Source organism: Streptosporangium sp. NPDC048886 (genome assembly GCF_055586905.1).
This window is the reverse complement of the sequence record NZ_JBVJHH010000067.1, coordinates 16,437-37,186: the sequence shown is the minus strand read 5'-3', so window position 1 is coordinate 37,186 and position 20,750 is coordinate 16,437. Positions and strand designations below refer to the sequence as shown.

The following is a 20,750-nucleotide window of genomic DNA, read 5'->3' as shown; positions in this document are numbered from 1 at the left end:
TCGCTGCCGAGCTGCTCGGCCGCCTTGGTATACAGGTCGGTCACCCGGCGCTCGGTGGCGTCGTGCTTGGCATGCTCGGCCACCTGCTCGGCCAGTGCGGCGTTGCGTTCGGCGAGGTAGGCGGTGACGTGCGCGGCGTGCTCCTGATGGCGCTGCCGGCGGAAGGCCAGCATCAGCGTGACCGCCGCGCCGACCCCGGCGCCGGCCGCCAGCGCGGTCTGGATCGCGCCCTGACGAGCGGTGGCCTCGGCCGCGCTCCACCCGGCCGCCAGCAGCAGCCAGGCCAGCCCACCGACCACACCACCCACCAGCAGCGTGACCGGCACGATCCACCACGCGGCCGACCGGGGAGTACGCAACTGCGGCGGAACCACCTCCGCCGCAACGACCGGCACATCGGCTCGGGAGGAAAGGCGGCGCGGCAGTAACGGCATGTCCTCCATTCCAGCCGCCCGCGGCCCGCATCCGACCGGACGCTACATGATCGTTATCGGGGCGCATCGGACAGCGCCGGTGCACTGTCAGGTATCGCCGCCCCCTCCCGCCTGGGGTCCCATCTTTGTCCCCCGAGATGCTGGCGACTGTCAGGAAACCCTGACACGAGGAGGAGCGCATGGCCTGGACGAACGAGGACGGCGAGCACGACGGATGGGACGCCGCCGAGTTTCCCGGCGACCGGTTCTCAGTCGGCTCCACGGGCGACGGCGCGACGGTACGGCGGTTCGCCCCTGGACCCGGACCACTGCGCGGGCGTGACACCGGCGAGCGGGAGACGGGCGTCGACGGCCGCACCGCGATCGGCTGGCGCGCGATGTGCGAGTGCGGCTGGCGCGGCCCGCTGTGGCAGCGGGTGGCCACCCCCAGCGAGCACGACCCGGCCGGCCACCGCGTCTACGAGCCCGACCCCGACCGGTACGGCACCGCCCCCGCCGACGTCGAGGAGGCCATGCACCGCGAGTGGCGCGACCACCTGGAGCCGGAGACCCTGACCGCCGTCCGGGGCGAGGCCCAGGCGGTCGGCGCCGCCCAGGCCCGGCTCACCGACGCCGTCCGCGCCGCCCGTGCCGACGGCTGCTCCTGGGAGGACATCGGCGCCGCGGCCGGGATCAGCCGCCAGTCCGCCCACGAGCGGTGGGCCAAGGTCTGCGGATGACCGGCGCGAAGAATCTCGGCGGATCCCCTGCCGCCTGAGGAGGACCCGAGTGGGCGCGGTCGAGATTCCAGCTCGACCGCGCCCCGATCACCATCCCGCACCGCTCCACGGACACGAGAAAGGGACCACCACCATGATGGATGACCGCTCCGACGAGCGCCCCTCGGACTCCTACACCCTCGCCGACCTCGACTTCCTCGCGCTGCGTGCGATCGCCGACCGCCGCATGGAGATCATCGAGACCCTGGTGGGCGGTGGCCGGCTGGACCCGACAGAGATCGCCGAGCTGACCCTGGCCAAGGCCAGCGACAACGCCGACACGCTGCGCGCGCTGGCGGCCAGCCCGTACATCGACGTGCGGCGGAAGGTGGCCGGCAACCCCGCCACCCCGGCCGACACGCTGCGGACCCTGGCGCTGGCCGACGACGACATCACCGTGGAGAAGGCCGCACACAACCCCGCCCTGGCCGCGGCCGACCTGGAGTTCATCGGCCAGTGCGGCTCCTCCTGGGCCCGGGCGTGGCTGCTGCGCCACCCCGACGTTCCGCATCTCCTGGTGGATGCGGCGGCCGAGGACCACAGCGTCGCGGTCCGGGTGGGCGCCGCCCTTCACCCGAGGTCGACCGCCGGGGCGCTCGCGCGGCTGGCCGTCGATGGCGACTCCACGGTGCGGGCGGCGGTCGCGCGGCACCCGTACCTGCCCGCCCTGGCGTTCACGCTGCTGGTCGCCGACGACAGCAGGTGGGTGCGCGCGGCCGTCGCCGAAAACCCCGCCATCCCGAAGGAGTACCTGGCCCGGCTCGCCGCCGACGAGGAGTCGTGGGTGCGCAGGGCCGCCGCGAAGAGCACCGCATGACCCGGTAGACCCGATGTACCTATGCATCTAGACGTACTGGAGTCCCGATGACCAAGAAGCTTGCCGCCGCGATCGAGCGTGACAACGCCCTCGAAGACGCGGGGATGCACGCCGACGAGCGCAGGACGTGCCACGCCCATCAGGCGTGGGCGGCCGACTGCGAGGACCGGCACACGCCGCTCACGGCGGACCGTCTCCTGGCGGAGGCCCTGGAGGTCGACCGCCGCCGAGCCCGAGCCTGACCAGCGTCGTCGGTGAGCTGTACCCGGTAATGGCCGGGGGATCGATGGGGGATTCGGTGTCGCTTCCAACGCGGCGTCCCCACGCCCGCTTGAGGCCCTCCGCTCGGGTTCGTGTCACCAACCGCAAAGTAACTGTTCAAGCCGGTCCGCCCTTCGCAGCAGTGACCTCCGTCTGCCTCCTGCCGCCCCTCGGACCGCCGACACGGGGCAGGGACGGTCAGGGCAGACGAATACCGGCGATGATCTTGTCGAGCTCGGCGACGAGCGGCGTGCTGGCCATCACGGTGACGACGACCCCCTTCCGCTCGACCCAGCCGACGTACCGCCCGGCGCCGAGCGCGCCGTCGCCCTCCTTTGTCAGCACCTGGCGACCGCCGATCGTCGCGGTCTTCACGTCTCCGGTGAAGGTCCCATAGGTCACGGGGAGGCGCTTCAGGTTCGCGAGCTTCTTGGCGTCCGGCCAGCACAGCACGCGCACCCACAGGCTCCGCTGTTCGGGGTCAGCGTTCGCCCGATCGTCCCCCCACTGGTAGCCGTACTCGGTGACGCCGTCGTGCTTGCCGGTCACCACCCCGCCGTAGATGAAGCCCTTAGGGATGTGGCCGACGCGTACACCTTTGATGGCGGTGACACCCCTCGCGGGCTTGTCGACCTTGGAATCATGGGAACGCTTGATCTCCGCCTTGCTCGGAGTGGGACAGGCGGCCTTGCTTCCGGTGGCCGCGTGGGCGGAGGGCCCGGCGAACAGCGTCGCGGCGGAAGCCACGGACAGGGCGGCAATCGTGAGCGTCTTCATCATTGTGTTCACGTACGGATTGGATGCGACGGACGGGACAGAAGTTCGCCAGCCCTCTTGCTGTAGTTGCAATGTCTCTCACAGCTACTTTGCGGCTGATGACACGAACCCGAGTGGGGGGCCAGTAGTCGGATCCGGTCGTGGTGATCGGCGCCGAGCAGCTCGGCCGTGCCCACCCGCTATCTCGACGACTCCCTCACCGACCTGGTCAACGCCGGCGCCTCCGCGCACACCCGGCGCGCCTACCGCGGCGACCTGATCACCTTCGCCGCCCACCACGGCGAAGAACTCGGGGCATTGTCCGCCGCGCCGGTTCGCGCGTTCCTCGCCGAGCTCGCCGACCTGTCACCGGCCAGCCGCAAGCGCAAGCGCGCCGCCGTCGCCTCCTTCGCCAAGTGGGCCGTCCGCCACCACCTCCTGGCCGCCAACCCGATGGACCGCATCGACACCGTCAAGGTGCCCAAGAGCTTGCCCCGCCCGGCCGCGGCCGCCGACGTGGCCAAGGCGCTGTCGGTGATCTGCTCGCGGCGGCCGCGCAAGGACCTGCCGCTGGACCGGCTACGCGACCGGGTGCTGTTCGAGACCGCCTACGTGTGCGGCGCCCGCGCCTCCGAAGTCTGCGGCCTGTACGTGGAGGACCTCGACCTGCGCCTGGACGACGAACACCGCCGGGCAACGGGCCATCCGGCATGGGTGAGCCGCCGTCAACGGGTTGTCCAGCGAGCCGGTGAAGATGTTGGTGGAGGCATTCCACTCGCTCTGCCGCCAGTGCGGGTTCAGCCGGGCCGTCAGCCACGCCTCCCAGTCCGGGCCGTCAGCCGCCTCATCAGGTGCCGCGATCGCTACGGCCACCGCGCTCATCGGCTGGCTCCCGCAGCGGCCGATTCCACGGCCGCGCGCAGGTCATCGTCCGTCGCGTGCAGGTAAACGGCCGTACTCGCGGACGAGACATGGCCCAGCAGCGTCTGCACCACATCTGGGGGACAGACCAAGTACGCCGGAAAGGGCTAATAGAGCTGGTCAAGCGGTTTCTGACGTTCCTGCACGGCCGGGCGTGGACGCATGCCGAATGCCAGCGCTCGCGGCGAGCTTCAGCCCGTCGTCTACCGACCCCTCAGCGGTGTGCGCTTCGATTCTGGTAGCGCGGGCGCGTTGTCGTAGGCGCCGCCGAAGATGCGGCTCTCCCAGCGCCACCGGTCCCCGACGGGGTGGGCGGTCAGGCCGCCGTTGCTGGCCCGGTGACGAACTGGGAGAGGTAGACGCCGTCCTTGGCCAGCCTGTCGAGGATCGCCAGCTCGCCCACCAGGTGGTCGGGATGGAAGTTGAGCGTCACACGCAGCCCGGGATCGACATGTCTGTCGTCATCACGATCCGTCGGTCGCGTGCAGGACGAAAGCCAGCACATCGGCGAGCAGTGCCTGCTCCTGGTCTCTGGTCGAGCCGACGCCGTGCCCGCCGTGCTCCTCGACGCGCAGCAGCACCGGCCGGCCGGAGGCCGTGGCCGCCTGAAGGCGGGCGGTCAGCTTCGCCGGCTGCCACGGCGGCACCCGCGAGTCGCGCAGGCCGGTGGTCAGCAGCACCGCCGGGTACGGCACGCCGTCTCGAACCCGCAGGTAGGCATCGATGATCAGCAGGGCACGCAGGCCCTCCTCAGTGGTGACGCTGCCGAACTCGGGCACGTTGATCGGCCCGCTCTCGGTGAACTCGTTGCGCGTGGCGTTCACCGTCGGCACGTGCATCGCCATGGCCGCCCACAGCTCGGGACGGCGCACCAGCGCGCCGCCGGTGGGGATGCCGCCGGCGCTGACGCCCTCGCCGGCCAGCCGCCCCGGACGGGTGTAGCCCAGGGCGATGAGATGCTCGGCGCAGTCGATGAAGTCCGTGATGGTGGCCTCCTTGCGCTCGCCGCGCCCGGCCTCGTGCCATTCGCGGCCGTAGGCGCCGCCCCCGCGCAGGTGCGCGACGGCGTAGACGCCGCCGCGCTCGTACCAGGCGAGCATCTCGGGACGGAACCACGGCAGGTCGATGATCCCGTAGGAGCCTTCGCCGGTGAGCACGGCCGGGTTGTCGCCGTCCAACTTCAGGTCCTTGTGGTGGATGACCGTGAGCGGGATCGGCGTCCCGTCCCTCGCGGGCACGTGCAGAGTGCGGACGTGCACGTCACCGAAGTCCACCGGCGACCGGGGCGCCAGCCCGGTGTCCTCGAGGGTTTCGCCGTCGTAGCGGTAGAGCCGTGGCGCGTCGGTCCAACTGGCCACCAGGAGCAGGGCTTCGGGCCGCTCGGGGTGGGTGGTCCACTCCAGGATCGCGCCGTCCACCGGCATCGGGAGGTCGGCGGGCTCGCCGCCGGACAGGGGCACGTGCCGTACCCGGCTGACGCCACCGTCGAGATCGCGCACCAGCAGCCGGTCGCCCACCACCCGCACCGCCTGAACCGCCCGCTCACCCGCGGGCACGACCACCCGGGCGCGGGACAGATCTGGTTCGGCAAGCGGAACGGCCAGCACGCGGGAGCGCGGCGCGTCCCGATGGGAGACCAGGTAGAGGGTGTCGTGGCTGGTGGCGAAGGTGGTCACGCCGTCCGCCACGCTCGCGACCAGCCGCCACGGGCAGGCGGCCGGGTCGGCCAGCCCGGCGCGCGGCGCCACGTACACCGTGCAGTCGGTCAGCTGCTCGCCGGTCCAGGGCCAGGGGCTGAGCGCGCCGTGGGAGATGATCGCCAGCATCCACTCGCCTCGCGGCGGCACCACCAGGAAAGGCCGGTCCCGCGGGGTCAGCTCGATGTGGGGGTTGAGGCCGCGGGCCAGCACCACCGTGTCCTGCGCCGGGTCGGCGCCCAGATGGTGCAGGAAGGAGCGGCTGTCCAAGAGGTGCTGCTCCACGTAGCGGTGATAGACGAACGACCGGCTGTCCTCCAGCCAGCTCAGGAAGGCGAAACGCGTCGTGGGCGGGATCGTCTCCCGGAGGGCTCCCGAGTCGGCGTCGATCACGTGGATGGAGCCGTCCTCCGACCCGGAGGCGGAGACGGCGCAGGCGACGTGGTGGCCGTCGGGGGAGGGCACGTACCAGTCGATGGCACGCTGCCCGTCGCCGGGCACCGTGCCGGGGTCGAACAGGACCCTGCTCGCTCCGTCGGCCTCGGTCACCGTCAGCACCGGCACGCGGGCGTCCGGCTCGCCTACCAGGGCGAAGACTCTGTCGGCTGCCATCGCCAGGCCGAAGTACCGCGTGAGCGCACTGCCCAGTTCGCGCATCCGGGTCAGCAGGCCGGAGCGGTGCGGCAGGGCGTCCAGGTGCTCGCGGGCATGCCTGGCCTGGCCGTCCAGCCAGTGGTGGAACTCCTCGCCTCCGGTTTCCATCCACCGGTAGGGGTCCTCGAGCGTGATGCCGTGGAGGGTCTCGCGCACGACGTCCACCCGGGCGATCGGGGGTTCGGTGATGTCGCTCATATGCGCATGATCATATGCCGGAGATCCGGCGACTTGTCGGACATTGGATCACGTGTCCCTCCGCTGGGCTAGCCTGACGGCCATGCGGGGGCAGATCAAGTAAGTGTCAAAGATGCAACCTGCAGGTCAGAAGGCATAATGATCTCAGCCGAAGGCCCGCGCAGCAGCCACACGGGTAACAGGACGTATGCGGACGGTGACCGTATAGTTGGCGACGGTAGCGGGGCCGGGACGCCACGTGGGCGGTATCCGGTCACATCACGCTCTGGCATCAAGATCAGCGAAGCGCTGAACGGGCGTTAGTGCCCCGGATCCAATGGAACAATGCGGATCCAGCGGACATTGGGCGGGGTGGTCGTCGCCGCGGTGGTCGTGACAGGTCTGGTGTGGCTGGCGGCCGGGGCGCCCGGCTCCGACTGGTTGCGGTGGACACTCGGCGTACTGCTCGCCGTGGCAGTGGCCACCGTGGCGATGGCCGTGTTGCTCGGACCGGTCGCACGCCGGATGGCCGGCGAGTCGCGCCCGCTGACCGCCCGCGATCGCAAACGGCTCACCGTGAAGGACCGGATCGACGCGGTCAACAACGCCCGGGCCACGCTGCTGCAGGCCGCGACCGGCCTTGTAGTGGTCGGTGGCCTGCTCTTCACCGGCGCCGGTCTCGTCTACACCGCCCGGACACTGGAGGTGTCCGCCCAGACGTTGGACGCCACCCGCGAGGGCCAGATCACCGATCGCTACACGAAAGCCGTCGAGCAGCTCGGCTCGGAGAAGATCGACGTCAGGCTGGGTGGCATCTACGCTCTCGAACGCCTCGCCGGAGACTCAAGCCGTGACGAGCCCACCATCGTCAATGTCCTTATCACCTACGTCCAGGTTCACACTCATCCCCCGAAATCCCAGGTCGTCAAGGGCGAAGCTCTGGCGGACGTGGCCGCCGCAATCAACGTGATCACCCGCCTGGGTCCCCCCGCTATTACGACGGAACTCATTTTCGATCTTAGGAACGCCGACTTTCACGGTGCTGATCTGAGCAGGGCGAGACTGGTCCGCGCGAACCTGACCGGCACAAACCTGACCGACGCGAGAATGGTCCGCGCGAACCTGTATGGCGCAACCCTGCGCGATGCGCGACTGGCCGGCGCGGAGCTGAACCGCGCGACCCTGGTCGACGCGAACCTGACCGGCGCGGACCTGACCGACGCGAACCTGGGCAGCGCGAACTTCAGCGACACAGCCCTGACCGACGCGGACCTGCGGGGCGCAAGCCTAGTCGCCGCGAGTCTGGCCGGCGCGAACCTGACCGGCGTGGACCTGCGGGGCGCGGACCTGACCGACGCGGAGCTGCGGGGCGCAGGCCTGGTCGATGCGAGTCTGGCCGGCGCGAACCTGTATGGCGCGACCCTGACCGACGCGGTCCTGTCCGGCGCGGACCTGCGGGGCGCGGACCTGCGGAGGGTGTCCATGATCGTTTGTGACGACGAACCTGGACACCCTCGTGACCGCACTTTACGTGAAGATCGACGACGAGTGGGCGGGTATCGCACGCCTGCCGGGACGACCTCCGGAGCTCAGTCACCCGGAAGCTCAGTCACTCGGAGTTGCTGTGCTCGGAGCTGGCCGCGATGCCTTGAGATCGATGCCGACCTGGTCCGCGAACGGCCCGGACTGCTGTTGATCACCGACAAGGGATTCGCGTCCAAGCCGTTCGAGCGGTCACTATCGAGTCGGTCAACGACACTCTCAAGGGGCAGCTTGACCTGGAGCAGCACGGTGGGCGTACGGTCGAAGACGTTGCCGTGCGCGTGGCTCGGCGCGTCCTGGCACTGGCTGCGGCGATCTGGCACAACTTCCAGACCGGCCAGGCGGTCAGCCGATCACTGACCGTCTGCGATCACTAACCGTATTCGGAAAGACTCGTCTAGCCCGTCCGCTGCCGATGGCCGGCGCGGGGCGCGATGGCGGCATCATCGAGGGGGGCCGGCGCCGGATGGCCGGCACCGTGGATTTCCTGTGCCGGGAGGAGACCGATCCGTACCTCGTCCTCGACGGATACCCGGCAATATGCTTTATTTCGGTGCGTGGAAGCCTCCGATCTTCTGCTCGAGCAGTTCGGCCAGCCGCAGCGGGGTACGGTCTTCGAACATCGGACCGATGAGCTGCACTCCGACCGGCAGGCCCTCGGGGGACCGGCCCGCGGGTATGGCGGTGGCGGGCAGGCCGGGCATGGTGGCCAGGCCGGCCCAGACGAGCTGGTCGAAGTACGGGTACTCGACGCCGTCGATGTCGATGCGCCGTTCCAACGGATTGGGGTTGTGGTCGTGCGGGAAGGCGGGCGTCGGCGTGATCGGGCACACCACGGCGTCGAACTCGGCGAACAGCTGCCGCCAGCCGTGGCGGTGGACCTCGCGGCGGTTGTTCGCCTCCATCCAGTCGCGGTGGCTGAACAGCATGGCGCGCAGCCGCACGGCGTCAAGACTCTGGTCGTCCACGCTCAGTCCGGCGACGCGGGTCCGCAGCTGCTCGTGCGATTCGACGGGAAAACGCGCAACGGAGCCCGAAATCAGCAACTGCATGTAGAGCGTCGCGGCTTCGGTCAGATCGGGTAGCAGCGGACTGTGCCGTCCGACGCGGGCCCCGCCGTCGACGAGCGCGTCGGCCACCCGGTTAACGCCCGCCCGCACGGCGGATCCGGTCGGAATGAGCGGATGCTCGTCGAGGACCAGGACCCGGAAATCGCAGAGCCGCTCGTGACGGGCGGGCGGCAGTGCCAAACGGTGCGCCACGCCGAGCGTCAGCGGGTCCGGCCCGGCCATGACGTCGAGCAGGAGCGTGAGGTCGCGGGCGGTGCGCGCCATCGGACCGACGACGGCGAGGTCGAGGTCGGCCGGCAATGCCGGCTCGGACGGCGGGACCATACCGCGGTTCGCCGCCAGTCCGAGCGTCGGCTTGTGCGCGTAGACGCCGCAGAAATGCGCGGGGGTGCGCAGCGAGCCGGCGATGTCGGAGCCGATGGACAGCGCGCCGAACCCGGACGCCAGGGCCGCCGCCGACCCGCCGGAGGATCCGCCCGGCGTGCGACCGTGATCCCACGGGTTGTTGGTGGTGCCGTAGATCTCGTTGAAGCTTTGTATATCTTGCAGCCCCAACGGCACATTGGTCTTGCCGAGCACCACCGCGCCTGCGGCCTTGAGCCGCGACACCTGTACCGCGTCCTCGGCCGGCATATAGTTCCGGTGCGGCGGCATGCCCCAGGTCGTGGTCATCCCGGCGATGTTGTAGGACTCCTTGACCGTCACCGGGATGCCGAGCAGCGGCCGGTCCTCGCCGCGGGCGCGCGCCTGGTCGGCACCGCGCGCGGCGGCCCGCGCACGGTCGAAGTCCGGCACGCAAATAGCGTTGATCACCTTGTCGTCCCGCTCGATACGGGCGATCGCCTCGTCGGTCAGTTCCACCGAGCTCACTTCACCGGCACGCAATGCAGCTGCTAGGTCTTCGGCCGCCTGAAAATTCCATTCCATAAAGTTGACTCTAACGGCCTGCCGTAAACGCTTGTCCCCGCACAAGTCGCCCGCATCCGCCGGAAAAGTCGAAACGGCCACCTTCGCTGGTCGAAGTCACGCACTCGTTCTGCCGCACAAGACGGTCCGCCCCAGGTCAGCAGGGTCGCCAGCAGATCGACTCCACTGGCAAGGGCATGAAACGCCGCTTCGCGCAACGAGATAGACATCTCAATTCCCGTCATGCATCTCTCCGGCCACCGACTATTCGCTCGACCGCTGGCCATAGCGCTCGGGGATTGTCCAGTAAACGGGGTGACTCATTTTGAATTGGTTCTATCGAGATGGCTGGGGGCGGCGGCCTTCGAAGCGGGCGCGGCCGGCTCATGCACCCGGACGCGCCGCGTCGGCCATCACCGCAGACCGAGGCTCGCGCCGGGGGGGTGACTCAGGGCGTCATTCCAAGCTCGCGCAACTGCGCGGGGCGCAACGGCCGCCAGTCGCTGGTGTCGAGCTTGGCCGGCTCCGCCTCCACGTCGACGTTGACGACGCCGAAGAAGTTGATGTCGTCGCTGCGGCCGGGGGAGATGGGCGACAGGATCTCGTCGCTCACCTGCCTGCCCTGGGAGCGCAGCTCCAGCACCGCTCTGGAATAATATTCTGTCGTCCAGACGATCACGGAGTTGGTCAGCAGTGTCAGGCACCACGCCTGCTCGGTCTGCTGCTCCAGGTGCGGGCGGGTGATGGCGCCGACAGTCAGGTCCGACGGAGCCCCTCTCCGACGGCACACCGGGCACCGAGCATCGGGATGACGACCCGGTATGACCCGCAGGCGCCCGCGGTGGCCCCCACCACCGCGCACCGGCGGCCGTCGTGCTCCGCTCAAAGCCCGTGACCTGCGGGAACGTCAGTCCAGGGAAGTCCGTACAAACAGTCTCGACACAATGGATCTCAATTATTGAATTTAAATTTCTGGAAAATCGGAAATGCTACCCTGGTGGGGTGTGGAAGAGCGGGGCGCGGTGACGCCGTGTAAGCACTGTGGGACGCCGATCGAGCAGCGTCCGGGGCGGGGGCGCCCGCGGGCGTACTGCCCGCAGGGGAACTGCCAGGCGGCGGCCAAGCGGGAGCGGGAGATCAAGCGCGCGACGCCGGGGCTGGAGGGGGCGCTGGCCCGGGCCGAGGAGTTCTACGAGCGCATGGAGCGAGGGATGGCGGCGGCGATCGCGCCGCTGGCGCAGGTGCTGGCCGAGGAGCTGAGCCCTGCCGGTGTCGAGGCGAAGGTGAGCGCCGTGCAGGCCGAGGCCCACACCCGCATCGCCATCGCCCGCACCGAGCGGGAGCAGGCGTTCGAGCAGGTACGGCTGGCACGCGAGGCCACCGGACACGCGCGCCGGGAGCGTGATGCGATGGCACGGCAGGTGGAGGAGGCCAACGCCGAGCGGGACACCGCGCTGGCCGACGCCGAGACCGCCAGGGAACAGGCGCTGGCCGCCTTGCACGAAGCGGCCGCCACGGAGCGCCTGGCGAGGAACGCCGAGCATGAGGCCAGGCGGAGGGCCGAGCGGGCCGAGATGGCCAGGGACGCGGCGGTGCGGGAGATGGCCGAGCGGGTGGAGGCGGCCGAGGCCGGCGCGGAGCAGGCCCGGGCGCAGGCCGCGGGGGAGAGGCGGCAGGCCGAGCAGGCACGCGCGGAGCGGGACCAGGCCCAGAGGGCGGCCGGCACCGCCGAGGAGGCGCGGGCCCAGGCCGAACGGGCCGCCGCGGCCTCAGCCGCCCGGGCCCAGGCGGCCGAGGCCGAACGGGACCGGGCGATGGCCCGGGCCGACGCCGAGACCCGGGCGCGCGGTGAGGCGGTGGCCGAGGCCGCCGAGGCCCGGGCCCAGGCGGTCCGAGCGGAGAAACAGGCCGCCGAAGCCGACAGGCGCACGGCACGGCGGATGGCCGAGGCGGACAGGCGTACGGCCAGGAAGATCTCCGAAGCGCAAGATCTCGCCGCGGTGAAGGTGAGCGGGGCGCAGGCCGAGCGGGACGAGGCGCGGATGCAGCTGGCCATGGAGCAGATGAGACTCTCTGACCTGCGTGAGCAGTTGGAGACGCTGCGCGCCGAGGCCGCCCAGCTGCGGGAGCGGGCGGTGGCGGCGGAGCTGCGAGCCACCGGGTCCAGCCGGGCTTCGAGCCCGGCTGCTCCGGGCGGCTGACCTCGCTGCTGCGGTCCGCCGATCCGCACCGGCATTCCCGGCGTCGGGGATCAACGGGGCAGCCGTTAGCGCTAAGCCCGCTCCGGGGCCCCAGCGGTTCGAAGGTCGGCGAAGTCGGCGTGAGCCTGGGCGACGGCTTCCGGGTACGCCCTCTTCTTCTCGTGCTCGGCGAGCGCGCAATAGGTGCTGGTGAGGCCGGGGTTCTGGCCCCTGCGCTTGCCGGTGGGGGTGATCGGGTCCGGGTGGATCTGCTCGACGGACTCGCCGTTCGCCCGGCGTCGCAGCACGGTGTGCAGCATGTCATCGGTGATGACGGGCGGCCGGCCGCCGTGCCTGCCCTTTTCGCTGCTGGTGGCGGCAGGCAGTCCGGGGTTCCGGCTCTTGAGTTCGGCGCTGACTCGGTCCGAGAGCATGTGCTTGATCCCTCGTCGTCAGCCGTGGGCGTGGTGGGGGCGGTCAGGTCGGGGCGCCGGCGACCGATAAGAACCTGCGGCGGGCGTAGCGCAGGTCGTCTTCGGGGTAGGGATGCTCGCCGGCGGCCACCCAGGACCGCCAGGCCGGCAGGACGGCGGGCGCGATGTCGGCGAACAGGTCCTCCGGCGGCTTTATCGCCCGTATCGCACTGAGCTTGAACGCCTCCCGCTCGATGGACTTCACGGTGCATTCGCCGAAGTCCAGGAATGTGCGGATCTGCGCCCGGTGGCGTTCGGCGGTGCGGCCCTGCCAGTCGAACAGGCTCAGCTCGGCGGCGGGGACTTTCACTTGGGCGGCGACGAAGGCGACTGCCTCGTCCGGCAGTTCGGTGCGGCCCTCGGGGAAACGGCCGTGCTGGGCGAAGAACTTCAGCCATGACGCCGGCGCCAGCTTGGACGGGCCGGTCCGGCCGGTCAGCAGGTCCGGCTCCTTGCCGATCAGCAGCCAGCGTTCGATCAGCTCGTCTTCGTCCAGGGCGTGCGCCACGGGATTCAGGTCTCTCTTCTACGCTCACGAAGGTGGCGGCCTACTGGCCGCCGCGGGCATGCGTGCGTGAAAAGTGCCGAGAACAGCCGGAAGCGGCACATTCCTTCCCCGAATCGGGTCCCACCCTGGACGTATCGGCACCAGTGTGTCCCCAAAACCGGCGAAGTGCCGATACCAATTGGCAAATCGGCACTTCCGATCCGGTGGGTGGCGTCGCGCGAGTCGGCCTCGCCGAAGAGCGGGCGCGCCCCTCGGATTTAGGCGGGGCCGCTGCTCCCCAGAGTCGGGGTCAGAGCGTGGCGGAACGGAAAACGTACGCTGGGTCCCCTTCCCGCATCTCATCGCCGGCGCGGATGAGGTTGCTTCCTACGTCATCGGGTGAGCTCCTCCGCGGCTGCGGATTCGGCTGTGGGAGCCGGCCGGTTCTTCATGGTCAGGGCCAGGAGGATTGCGCCGGCGGTGAATACGGCTGCGACGGTGAAGGCCGCGGTGACTCCCTCGGTGAGGACCTGGTGGGCCGGTCCGCGTGAAGCGCGCGTGGCTGCGCCGAACACCGTGACGAGGATGGCCAGCCCCAGCGCACCACCGATCTGCTGCATGACATTGAGCAGGCCGGAGGCGGCACCGGCATCCCCGGCTCTGATCTCGGAGGACAACACGGTGGTGGCTCCTACCAGCAAGATGCCCATGCCAAGACCGGCGATCATCATGGGGCCGAGCAGCGCCGTGGCGTAGTCGGCCTGGGGCGTCAGCCGCGTCATCCACAGGAGGGCCAGGCTGATCGCTCCGGCGCCGACGGCAATCAGCGTCTTGGCGCCCAGGCGCGGCAGCAGCCGGGCCGCCACACCAGAGGAGGCCAGGATCGCGAGGGCCAGCGGCACGAAGGCGAATCCCGCCTGCAGAGGGCTGTACCCGCGGACCTGCTGCAGGAATTGGGTGAGGAAGAAGAACATGCCGTTCCCCGCGGCCAGGACGAACAGCAGCACGACGTAGCCGCCGGCGCGGTTGCGGTCAGCGAACAGCCGCAGCGGGACGATCGGCTGCCGGGCACGGGACTCGACGGCCACGAACAGGACCAGCAGGACGGCGGCCACGCCGAGCGCGCCGAGCGTGACCACGTCACCAAAACCCTGCTCAGCGGCGCGGATGAAGCCGTAGACGAGCGCGGTCATGCCAAGCGTCGAGGTCAGCGAACCCGCCAGATCGAAGCGGCCCGGGTGGCGCTCGGTCTCGGCGATGAACAGCGGGGCCAGGATCAGCAGGACGACGCCGATCGGCACGTTGATGAACAGCACCCACCGCCAGGAGATCCAGTCGGTGAGCATGCCACCGGCGATGAGCCCGATCGCGGCGCCGGAGCCGGAGACCGCGGCATAAGCCCCCAGCGCCCGCGCCCTGCGTGCAGGGTCCGGAAAGCCTACGGTGATAAGGGCGAGCACGGTCGGCGCGGCAATGGCAGCGCCGACCCCCTGACCGGCACGGGCCGCCAGCAGCATCCCAGCCGATGTGGCCAGTCCTCCGGCCAGTGAGGCGACGGTGAAGACGACCACCCCGCCGATGAGAGCCCGCCGTTGGCCGACGATGTCGCCCACGCGACCGCCGAGCAGCAACAGACCGCCGAAGGCCAGCATGTAGGCATTGAGTACCCAGGACAGGTCGGCCGCAGAGAAGCCGAGGTCGTGCTGGATGTCGGGGAGGGCGATGTTCACCACGTTGGTGTCCAGGATGAACATCGTCTGACAGATCAGCACGATGGCGAGCACCAGGCCGGGGTGGCGCTGGGGGTGGGAGGCGCCGGCGGGCGCGGATCCCGCTGTCGCCACGTGCGTGCTCTGTTCGGTCATGGCACTCCTCAGGATGGTGCGCAACGAAGTGAGGAAGCTCCTCGCTTTCTGGTGGGCTAAGATATGAGGAGGTTCCTCGTTTTGGCAAATGTGTGGAGGGTTCCCGTGACGGATCGATCAACGCAGGCCCGGCCCGCAGGGCGCAAAGATGCGCGACGCAATTACGAGCGTCTGCTGACGACCGCCCGGGCGGCTTTCGCCGAGCACGGCGTCGGCGCCTCCTTGAACGACATCGCGCGCACCGCCGGCGTCGGCAACGTGACCCTCTACCGGCACTTCCCGACCCGCCAGGCACTCCTGGAGGCATTGCTGGGCGAAAGCCTGCGCGGCCTGAAGGCCCGCTCAGATGAGCTGCTCGCCTCCCCATCCCCGCACCAGGCCTTGGCCACCTGGATGACGGCCGCGGTCGAGCACGCCATGGCCTATCGCGGCCTGGTCGACGCCCTCGTCGACAGCCTCGCCGACCCCACATCCGAACTCCACGCCACCTGCCAAGATGTCAAGGCCGCTGGGGCGCAACTATTGGCCAGAGCCCAGCGCACAGGGACGATCCGGCCTGATATTGACGCTTCCGCCCTTTTCTCCCTGATTGCTTCAGTCGCCTGGGCGGCGGAGCGGACCCCCGCACATCGTGATCAGCTTCTGGCCGTCATGTTCGACGGGCTCCACCGCCGGGTGGACGAGCCGGCCCAAACCTGCTGGTCCAATGAGGTGTGAACGGCGCGGCGTTCTCCCGGCGCCGTTCGGCGCCGGCCGGGACGGATGGGGCGACCCGCCTCTGCTTGGCGGCGCACCATGTGAGCTGAGTCGCCGGGGCCACGGCACACGACGAGCATCCGATGGAGTCCCATCAGCGGACGTCCCGGCTAGCCGGCCACGGCCCTTCTTTCCCGCGATCTCACCCAGGTCTTTCCCGTGATCTCACCCAGGCGGTGAAACCCTCGACCGCGTCGACGACCGCCTCGAAGCGGACCGAGTGGTATAGGTCGAAGGCGTGGTTCCCGCCGCGCAGCTCGGCGTACACGACGGGGGCGGCCGAGGTCTGGCGTAGGCGGTCGGCGAAGTGCCGGGCATCCGCCACGGGCACCAGCGGGTCCAGATCGCCGTGGGCCAGGAGGAACGGCGGCGCGTCCGGTGCGATGTGGGCCAGCGGCGAGGACTCGGGGCCCTGGCCGAAGTAGGTGCCGTACCAGCCGTTCAAGTAGATGGCGCCGGTCACGGAGGTGTCGGCGTCCTCGAAGCCCGGCTGGAAGGCGGGGTCGTTCTGGGTGAGCGCGGCCAGCGCCGCCATGTGCCCGCCCGCCGAACTGCCCTCGACGAACAGCGTCGACGGGTCGGCGCCGTACTCGTGGGCGTGCTCGCGTACCCAGGTGATGATCTTCTTGAGGTCGATCAGGTGGTCCGGGTGCTGGGCCTGGGGCCGTAGCCGGTAGTTGGCGCTGATGCACACCCATCCCTGGCCGACGAGGTGGTAGAGCAGGGGAAGTGACTGGCTGTTCTTGTGGCCGCCGGAGTAGGTGCCGCCGTGCAGGTGGATCATCACGGGCACGCCTTGCGGGCGCGAGCGGTGGTGGTGGAGGTCGAGCAGTTTGCGGCGGCCCGCGTCGCCGTAGGAGAGGTTGGCCACGCGCCGGACGTCCAGCCGGCGCTTGACGATGGGCAGCAGCAGGATGCGGGCCAGCGGGAGGCGGCGCCGTAGCCCTTGGGCGAGGTCGGCGTCGATGGCGGCGCGCCATCCGGCGCCCAGCCCTTCTGTCATGGCGCGCTCGATCCTGCCCCGCTCGCCCAGCGCGCGGTAGGCGATGACCGCGAGCCCGATCGCGGTCACGGCGGCCAGGGCGACGATCGCCCTGCCGCCCGCCGAGTCGATGTCACCGTGGACGATCGCCAGCGCCGTCGGGAGCAGCAGCATCCAGAGGAAGGCCGCGAACGGCAGTTCGTTGGCGGCCAGGCCGAAGTAGTAGCTCGGGCGGCCGAGTGGGCGTGAGAACGGCACCGGCCGTGGCGCGCCACGAGCACATCAGCAGGGCAGCCGAGGAGCTCCGTGTCGCCCAGCCCTCGCTCAGCCGGACCATCGCGCGGCTGGAGGCCGACCTGGGCGTGCCGCTGTTCGACCGGCACGGCAGGCGGATCCGCCTCAACCGGTTCGGCGCCGCATTCCTGCGCCGGGTGGACAGAGCCCTGGCCGAGCTGGACGACGCCAGGCGCGAACTCACCGACGCCGCCGGCATCACCCACGGCAGCGTCTCCCTCGCCTCGGAGACGCTGCTCACGGTCACCGAAACGGTCAAGAGCTTCATCGCCGAGCATCCAGGCGTCGCCGTACGCCTCTTCCAGGCGACCCCGGATGTCATGGCCGAGCGGCTGAGCGGGGGACAGGTCGACTTCTGCCTGGCCTCCGAGGTGCTTGACGGGCCGGGACTGAACCATGACGAACTGGTCCGCGAGGAAGTCCTGCTTGCCGTGTCGCTCGGGCACCGGCTCGCCGGCCGGCGGGAGGTGATCATGGCCGATCTCGCGGGCGAACCCGTCGTCACCACCCGGCCGGGGATCTGGCGGCGGACGCTGGCCGAGCGGCTGTTCTCCGAGGCCGGGTTGGAACTGGTGGTCGCCTGTGAGATCGACGAGGCCTCCACCGGCATCGAGATGGTCGGTGCCGGGCTCGGCGTGGGGTTCGGGCCCGTGTGGTATCTCCGTTCGCCGCTGGCGTCGCGGGCGCCGTTTTCTCCCGTACGGCTGGCCGCTCCCGGCGCCGAGCGGGTACTGCGGCTGTACTGGCGGGAGGCGGCCTACGTGTCCGAGGCGGCCGGCCGCTTCCGCGACCACCTGACCGCCTCGCTGAAGGCGACTTAGGGCTGTGATCTGCGGTGATAGCGACCAAGCCCGATGACGCACGCGCAACCTCCACTGATGCGGGACAGCTGATCGACACACGCCGCCTTTTCGTCGGACATCGCTTGGGAGACCACTGACCAGTGGAACGGGCCGTAGGGGTTCACGTGAGCCCAGAACAGCGGGCTGAGCGCGCGCCGGCCCTCCTCCGTGAGCCTGCCGGCCGGTGCTTCCACAGGGCGGTGGCGGCACCGGCCGGTCAGGGAGGAGCGTCAGGTGGCGAGGGTGGCCACCGGCTCCAGATCGTAGGTGCGGGCGTAGCCGTTCTCGGTGCCCACGAGCAGGTCCACAACGTCGAAGTAGCGGTCCCAGAAGGGGGTTTCGCGCAGCGCGTCGATCAGCAGCCGGTAGGCGTCGTGGTCGTCCGCCTCCCAGACCCAGATGTCGGTGACCCGCGCCGAGTAGAACTCCGTGTCGTAGAAGCGGGAGCGGACGCCGCGGGTGCGGGCCTCGATCACCGGGACGACTTGGGTGGTGAAGACCTGGACGCGTTCGGCCACGGTCATCGCGAGCCACTCGGGCGTGGTCTTGACCAGCATGAACGCGGTGACCGGCGGCTCGGTTCGGTCAGTGGGCATCGACTGCCTCCGGTGTGGCGAGGACGGCGGGCTTGAGAGTCTGCGCGCACCACTGCGCGAATCCGGTGGCCGGGCCCGCCAGCGGCGAGCGGTCGACGCCCGAATCCAGGCCCTGGTCCTTGGCGCGCTTCATGTCGACGACGCCCCCGACGAACGCCTCGTTGAGGCCGTAGCCGAGCAGGGTGGACCGCAGCTCGTCGAGCGGCTGGCGCTGGTAGCGGACCGGACGGCCCAGCTCCTCGGTCATGATGCGGGCCAGGTCGTTGGGTGACAGGTCCTGCGGGCCGAGCACCGGAACGCTGCCGGCGCCGGTCCAGGAGCGGTCCAGCAGCAGCCCGGCCGCCGTCGCGGCGATGTCGGCGACGGCCACCAGCGGGGCCGGACGGTCCGCGGCGACGGTGTCGGTGAAGACGCCGTTCTCGCGGATCGAGTCGGCCTCCTCCAGCAGGTTCTCGAAGAAGGACGGGCTGGCCAGGGCGCGGTAGGCGACGCCGGAGCCGGCGATCAGGTCGTCCATGGCCAGGGAGGCGGTGACCAGCCCGGCCTGGGCGGCCTGCGGGGTGCCGCGGCCGAGCGCCGAGACGCCGACGACATGGCCGACGCCGTGAGCGGCGAACGCCCGCGCGGCCGGGCGGGTGAAGCCGCTGAACGCCTCGTCGGGTGTGGCCGAGGCGTCCGGCGGCACCAGCCAGAAAACGGCGTCGGCCCCGGTGAAGGCGCGCTCGACGGTCGTGGCGTCGCCGTGCGAGCCGGTGACCACCTCGACCCGTCCGCGCACCGCCTCGGGGAGCCGGGCAGGATCGCGGACCACGACGCGCAACTCCTCTCCGTGTGCGGGCGCGGCTTCGACCAGCAGCGACAGTAGCCGCCGGCCGATGTTCCCGGTGGGGGCGGTAATGACGATCATGAAAACCTCGCGGTCTGTGTCGGATCGGTACGGCCCCTTGATCGTGCAGACCCGAACCGCATTGCCACAATGGGAACTTCAGCATCCAATCATTGCCCGAAACGGAATAATGCCGGTGAGCAGCCCAGCCCCGAACCTCGACGCCAACCTCGCCGTCGCCCTCGACGCCCTGCTGACCGAGCAGAGCGTCACCCGTGCCGCCGCGCGGCTGCGCACCTCTCCTGCGGCGATGAGCCGCACCCTGGCCCGGCTGCGCCGGGTGCTCCAGGACCCGCTGCTGGTGCGGGCAGGACAGGCGATGGTGCCCACACCCCGCGCCGAGGCACTGCGGGACGAGGCCGCCGCGGTGGTGCGCCGGCTGGAGGCACTGCTCACCCCGAGCGGCGGGATCGACCCCGCCGCACTGCGGCGCACCTTCACCGTCCAGGCCTCGGACCTGGTCGGCGCGGCGCTGGCGCCGGGTCTGCTCGGGCTGGCCCGGCGCCGGGCGCCGGGCGTCTCGCTGCGGGTGCTGGCCGAGGAGTGGGAGGCGGGCCCCGCGCTGCGCGAGGGCCGCATCGATCTGGAGATCGGGGCCATCAACCACGTCGACCCGGAGACCCGGGTCGAAGAGCTGGTCACGCTGCGGATGGCGGCCGGCGTCAGGGCCGGGCACCCGCTCACCGAAGGAACCCTGACGCCCGCCAGGCTGGCCGCGGCCGAGCACGTGGGGGTCAGCCGCCGGGGACGCTTCACCGGTCCGCTGGACGCGGCCTTGGCCGAGCAAGGGCTCAGCCGGCGGGTCAGCGCCGTCCTGCCCGGACATCTGGCGGCGATGGCGCTGGCCGCAGTCGGCGACGTGGTCTGCCTGGTGCCGACCGCGCTGCCGGGCGAGCCCCCTTCACCACTCAGCGACGCGGCGCACGCGCTGGGACTGCGCCTGCTGGAGATCCCGCTGCCGCTGCCACCACTGACGATCGGCATGGCCTGGCACCCGCGCCACACCGCCGACGGGGCCCACCAGTGGCTGCGTGGCGCCGTGCGCCGGGTACTCCGGCCGGCCCGGGAGGAATAGCCCACAGCGCGGGTCCGCGCATACCCCGGGCGCCCGGACACAGGCCCGAACCCGACCGTGGCCAGAAGCGCAGGTCGTAGGCGCGCACCTGACCGGTCACCAGGGAGCCGGCCACCCGCGGCATGTCCGGCCGGTGCGTGACCACCTTGCCCAGGTTGGCAGGGAGTCTCGCGGGGTGCCTGGCACGACCATCTGCCCGATCCCGGCCACCTGGCCGTTCACCTCTGCTGAGCACCACAGCGGAGTTTCGGGAGCCCCTACGCGCGTGCGCGCGGGGCCTGGCACCCGACCGGCTACCGCTGTGACGTGCGGCGTTGCTTG

19 protein-coding genes and 2 pseudogenes are annotated in these 20,750 nt (G+C 70.5%); 10 read left to right on the top strand and 11 right to left on the bottom strand.

Annotation, left to right across the window (positions count from 1 at the left end; genetic code table 11):
* Window positions 1-359 (bottom strand): hypothetical protein (locus ACZ6R6_RS45915; protein ID WP_470103483.1); only part of this gene is annotated, 359 nt, incomplete at its 3' end.
* A 254-nt stretch (window positions 360-613) separates the two neighbouring features.
* Here ACZ6R6_RS45915 and ACZ6R6_RS45910 point away from each other — a divergent pair.
* The 3 genes from ACZ6R6_RS45910 (at window position 614) to ACZ6R6_RS45900 (ending at window position 2,251) form a co-directional block, all read left to right on the top strand.
* Window positions 614-1,153, top strand: a complete 540-nt coding sequence (locus ACZ6R6_RS45910; RefSeq protein ID WP_470103481.1) for a hypothetical protein — start codon at window positions 614-616, stop codon at window positions 1,151-1,153.
* A gap of 133 nt (window positions 1,154-1,286) precedes the next feature.
* Window positions 1,287-2,009 (top strand): hypothetical protein, encoded by a 723-nt coding sequence (locus tag ACZ6R6_RS45905; protein ID WP_470103480.1) that lies wholly within the window; start codon window positions 1,287-1,289, stop codon window positions 2,007-2,009.
* 47 nt (window positions 2,010-2,056) lie between these two features.
* Complete coding sequence (locus ACZ6R6_RS45900) at window positions 2,057-2,251, top strand: hypothetical protein (protein ID WP_470103479.1); 195 nt, start codon at window positions 2,057-2,059, stop codon at window positions 2,249-2,251.
* Window positions 2,252-2,468: 217 nt separating this feature from the next.
* Here the strand turns inward: ACZ6R6_RS45900 and ACZ6R6_RS45895 are convergent, their stop codons facing one another.
* A complete protein-coding gene (locus ACZ6R6_RS45895) occupies window positions 2,469-3,050 on the bottom strand; it encodes a hypothetical protein (RefSeq protein WP_470103478.1) in 582 nt (193 codons plus the stop codon).
* Between the two features lie 165 nt (window positions 3,051-3,215).
* Here ACZ6R6_RS45895 and ACZ6R6_RS45890 point away from each other — a divergent pair, with 165 nt between their 5' ends.
* On the top strand, window positions 3,216-3,974 hold the full coding sequence (locus tag ACZ6R6_RS45890) for a site-specific integrase (protein WP_470103477.1): 759 nt from the start codon (window positions 3,216-3,218) through the stop codon (window positions 3,972-3,974).
* 437 nt (window positions 3,975-4,411) lie between these two features.
* Here ACZ6R6_RS45890 and ACZ6R6_RS45885 read toward each other — a convergent pair whose 3' ends face one another.
* Complete coding sequence (locus tag ACZ6R6_RS45885; protein ID WP_470103475.1) at window positions 4,412-6,496, bottom strand: prolyl oligopeptidase family serine peptidase; 2,085 nt, start codon at window positions 6,494-6,496, stop codon at window positions 4,412-4,414.
* A 324-nt stretch (window positions 6,497-6,820) separates the two neighbouring features.
* Here ACZ6R6_RS45885 and ACZ6R6_RS45880 point away from each other — a divergent pair.
* Together ACZ6R6_RS45880 and ACZ6R6_RS45875 are read left to right on the top strand one after the other, a co-directional pair.
* Window positions 6,821-7,945, top strand: a pseudogene (locus ACZ6R6_RS45880) (pentapeptide repeat-containing protein); the annotation flags it as partial.
* 269 nt (window positions 7,946-8,214) lie between these two features.
* A pseudogene (locus ACZ6R6_RS45875) lies at window positions 8,215-8,394 on the top strand (IS982 family transposase); the annotation flags it as partial.
* Window positions 8,395-8,562: 168 nt separating this feature from the next.
* Here the strand turns inward: ACZ6R6_RS45875 and ACZ6R6_RS45870 are convergent.
* Both ACZ6R6_RS45870 and ACZ6R6_RS45865 read right to left on the bottom strand, forming a co-directional pair.
* Complete coding sequence (locus ACZ6R6_RS45870; protein WP_470103473.1) at window positions 8,563-10,014, bottom strand: amidase; 1,452 nt, start codon at window positions 10,012-10,014, stop codon at window positions 8,563-8,565.
* Between the two features lie 427 nt (window positions 10,015-10,441).
* Window positions 10,442-10,783: a Tn3 family transposase gene (locus ACZ6R6_RS45865; RefSeq protein ID WP_470103471.1), complete on the bottom strand. Its 342-nt coding sequence runs from the start codon at window positions 10,781-10,783 to the stop codon at window positions 10,442-10,444.
* A 214-nt stretch (window positions 10,784-10,997) separates the two neighbouring features.
* Between ACZ6R6_RS45865 and ACZ6R6_RS45860 the strand changes: the two genes are divergently transcribed.
* Window positions 10,998-12,194 (top strand): hypothetical protein, encoded by a 1,197-nt coding sequence (locus ACZ6R6_RS45860; protein ID WP_470103469.1) that lies wholly within the window; start codon window positions 10,998-11,000, stop codon window positions 12,192-12,194.
* Between the two features lie 71 nt (window positions 12,195-12,265).
* Here ACZ6R6_RS45860 and ACZ6R6_RS45855 read toward each other — a convergent pair whose 3' ends face one another.
* The 3 genes from ACZ6R6_RS45855 to ACZ6R6_RS45845 form a co-directional block, all read right to left on the bottom strand.
* Complete coding sequence (locus tag ACZ6R6_RS45855; RefSeq protein WP_470103467.1) at window positions 12,266-12,607, bottom strand: hypothetical protein; 342 nt, start codon at window positions 12,605-12,607, stop codon at window positions 12,266-12,268.
* 43 nt (window positions 12,608-12,650) lie between these two features.
* Window positions 12,651-13,154, bottom strand: coding sequence for a DUF4158 domain-containing protein (locus tag ACZ6R6_RS45850; RefSeq protein ID WP_470103465.1), 504 nt, complete (start codon window positions 13,152-13,154; stop codon window positions 12,651-12,653).
* 371 nt (window positions 13,155-13,525) lie between these two features.
* Window positions 13,526-14,998: an MFS transporter gene (locus ACZ6R6_RS45845; protein ID WP_470103463.1), complete on the bottom strand. Its 1,473-nt coding sequence runs from the start codon at window positions 14,996-14,998 to the stop codon at window positions 13,526-13,528.
* Window positions 14,999-15,103: 105 nt separating this feature from the next.
* On the opposite strand from ACZ6R6_RS45845, the gene ACZ6R6_RS45840 reads away from it, so the two are divergent.
* Entirely contained in the window at window positions 15,104-15,715 is a 612-nt protein-coding gene (locus ACZ6R6_RS45840; RefSeq protein ID WP_470103461.1) for a TetR/AcrR family transcriptional regulator, read from the top strand.
* A gap of 181 nt (window positions 15,716-15,896) precedes the next feature.
* Here the strand turns inward: ACZ6R6_RS45840 and ACZ6R6_RS45835 are convergent, their stop codons facing one another.
* Complete coding sequence (locus tag ACZ6R6_RS45835) at window positions 15,897-16,994, bottom strand: alpha/beta hydrolase (RefSeq protein ID WP_470103460.1); 1,098 nt, start codon at window positions 16,992-16,994, stop codon at window positions 15,897-15,899.
* Between ACZ6R6_RS45835 and ACZ6R6_RS45830 the strand changes: the two genes are divergently transcribed.
* Window positions 16,982-17,851, top strand: a complete 870-nt coding sequence (locus ACZ6R6_RS45830) for a LysR family transcriptional regulator (protein WP_470103458.1) — start codon at window positions 16,982-16,984, stop codon at window positions 17,849-17,851. The genes ACZ6R6_RS45835 and ACZ6R6_RS45830 overlap by 13 nt on opposite strands.
* Before the next feature lie 251 nt (window positions 17,852-18,102).
* On the opposite strand, the gene ACZ6R6_RS45825 is transcribed toward ACZ6R6_RS45830, so the two are convergent.
* Window positions 18,103-18,468, bottom strand: coding sequence for a darcynin family protein (locus ACZ6R6_RS45825; RefSeq protein ID WP_470103457.1), 366 nt, complete (start codon window positions 18,466-18,468; stop codon window positions 18,103-18,105).
* A complete protein-coding gene (locus ACZ6R6_RS45820; RefSeq protein WP_470103455.1) occupies window positions 18,458-19,375 on the bottom strand; it encodes an NAD(P)H-binding protein in 918 nt (305 codons plus the stop codon). Before ACZ6R6_RS45820 ends, ACZ6R6_RS45825 begins: the two co-directional genes overlap by 11 nt.
* Before the next feature lie 115 nt (window positions 19,376-19,490).
* Between ACZ6R6_RS45820 and ACZ6R6_RS45815 the strand changes: the two genes are divergently transcribed.
* Window positions 19,491-20,429, top strand: coding sequence for a LysR family transcriptional regulator (locus tag ACZ6R6_RS45815; protein WP_470103453.1), 939 nt, complete (start codon window positions 19,491-19,493; stop codon window positions 20,427-20,429).
* Window positions 20,430-20,750 lie beyond the last annotated feature (321 nt).

What these genes read in the sequence shown, in the direction of transcription:
- ACZ6R6_RS45870 (WP_470103473.1), bottom strand. Translation starts at nt 10,014, where the DNA reads ATGGAATGGAATTTTCAGGCGGCCGAAGACCTAGCAGCTGCATTGCGT.
- ACZ6R6_RS45820 (WP_470103455.1), bottom strand. Translation starts at nt 19,375, where the DNA reads ATGATCGTCATTACCGCCCCCACCGGGAACATCGGCCGGCGGCTACTG.
- ACZ6R6_RS45845 (WP_470103463.1), bottom strand. Translation starts at nt 14,998, where the DNA reads ATGACCGAACAGAGCACGCACGTGGCGACAGCGGGATCCGCGCCCGCC.
- ACZ6R6_RS45910 (WP_470103481.1), top strand. Translation starts at nt 614, where the DNA reads ATGGCCTGGACGAACGAGGACGGCGAGCACGACGGATGGGACGCCGCC.
- ACZ6R6_RS45895 (WP_470103478.1), bottom strand. Translation starts at nt 3,050, where the DNA reads ATGATGAAGACGCTCACGATTGCCGCCCTGTCCGTGGCTTCCGCCGCG.
- ACZ6R6_RS45905 (WP_470103480.1), top strand. Translation starts at nt 1,287, where the DNA reads ATGATGGATGACCGCTCCGACGAGCGCCCCTCGGACTCCTACACCCTC.
- ACZ6R6_RS45900 (WP_470103479.1), top strand. Translation starts at nt 2,057, where the DNA reads ATGACCAAGAAGCTTGCCGCCGCGATCGAGCGTGACAACGCCCTCGAA.
- ACZ6R6_RS45885 (WP_470103475.1), bottom strand. Translation starts at nt 6,496, where the DNA reads ATGAGCGACATCACCGAACCCCCGATCGCCCGGGTGGACGTCGTGCGC.
- ACZ6R6_RS45855 (WP_470103467.1), bottom strand. Translation starts at nt 12,607, where the DNA reads ATGCTCTCGGACCGAGTCAGCGCCGAACTCAAGAGCCGGAACCCCGGA.
- ACZ6R6_RS45825 (WP_470103457.1), bottom strand. Translation starts at nt 18,468, where the DNA reads ATGCCCACTGACCGAACCGAGCCGCCGGTCACCGCGTTCATGCTGGTC.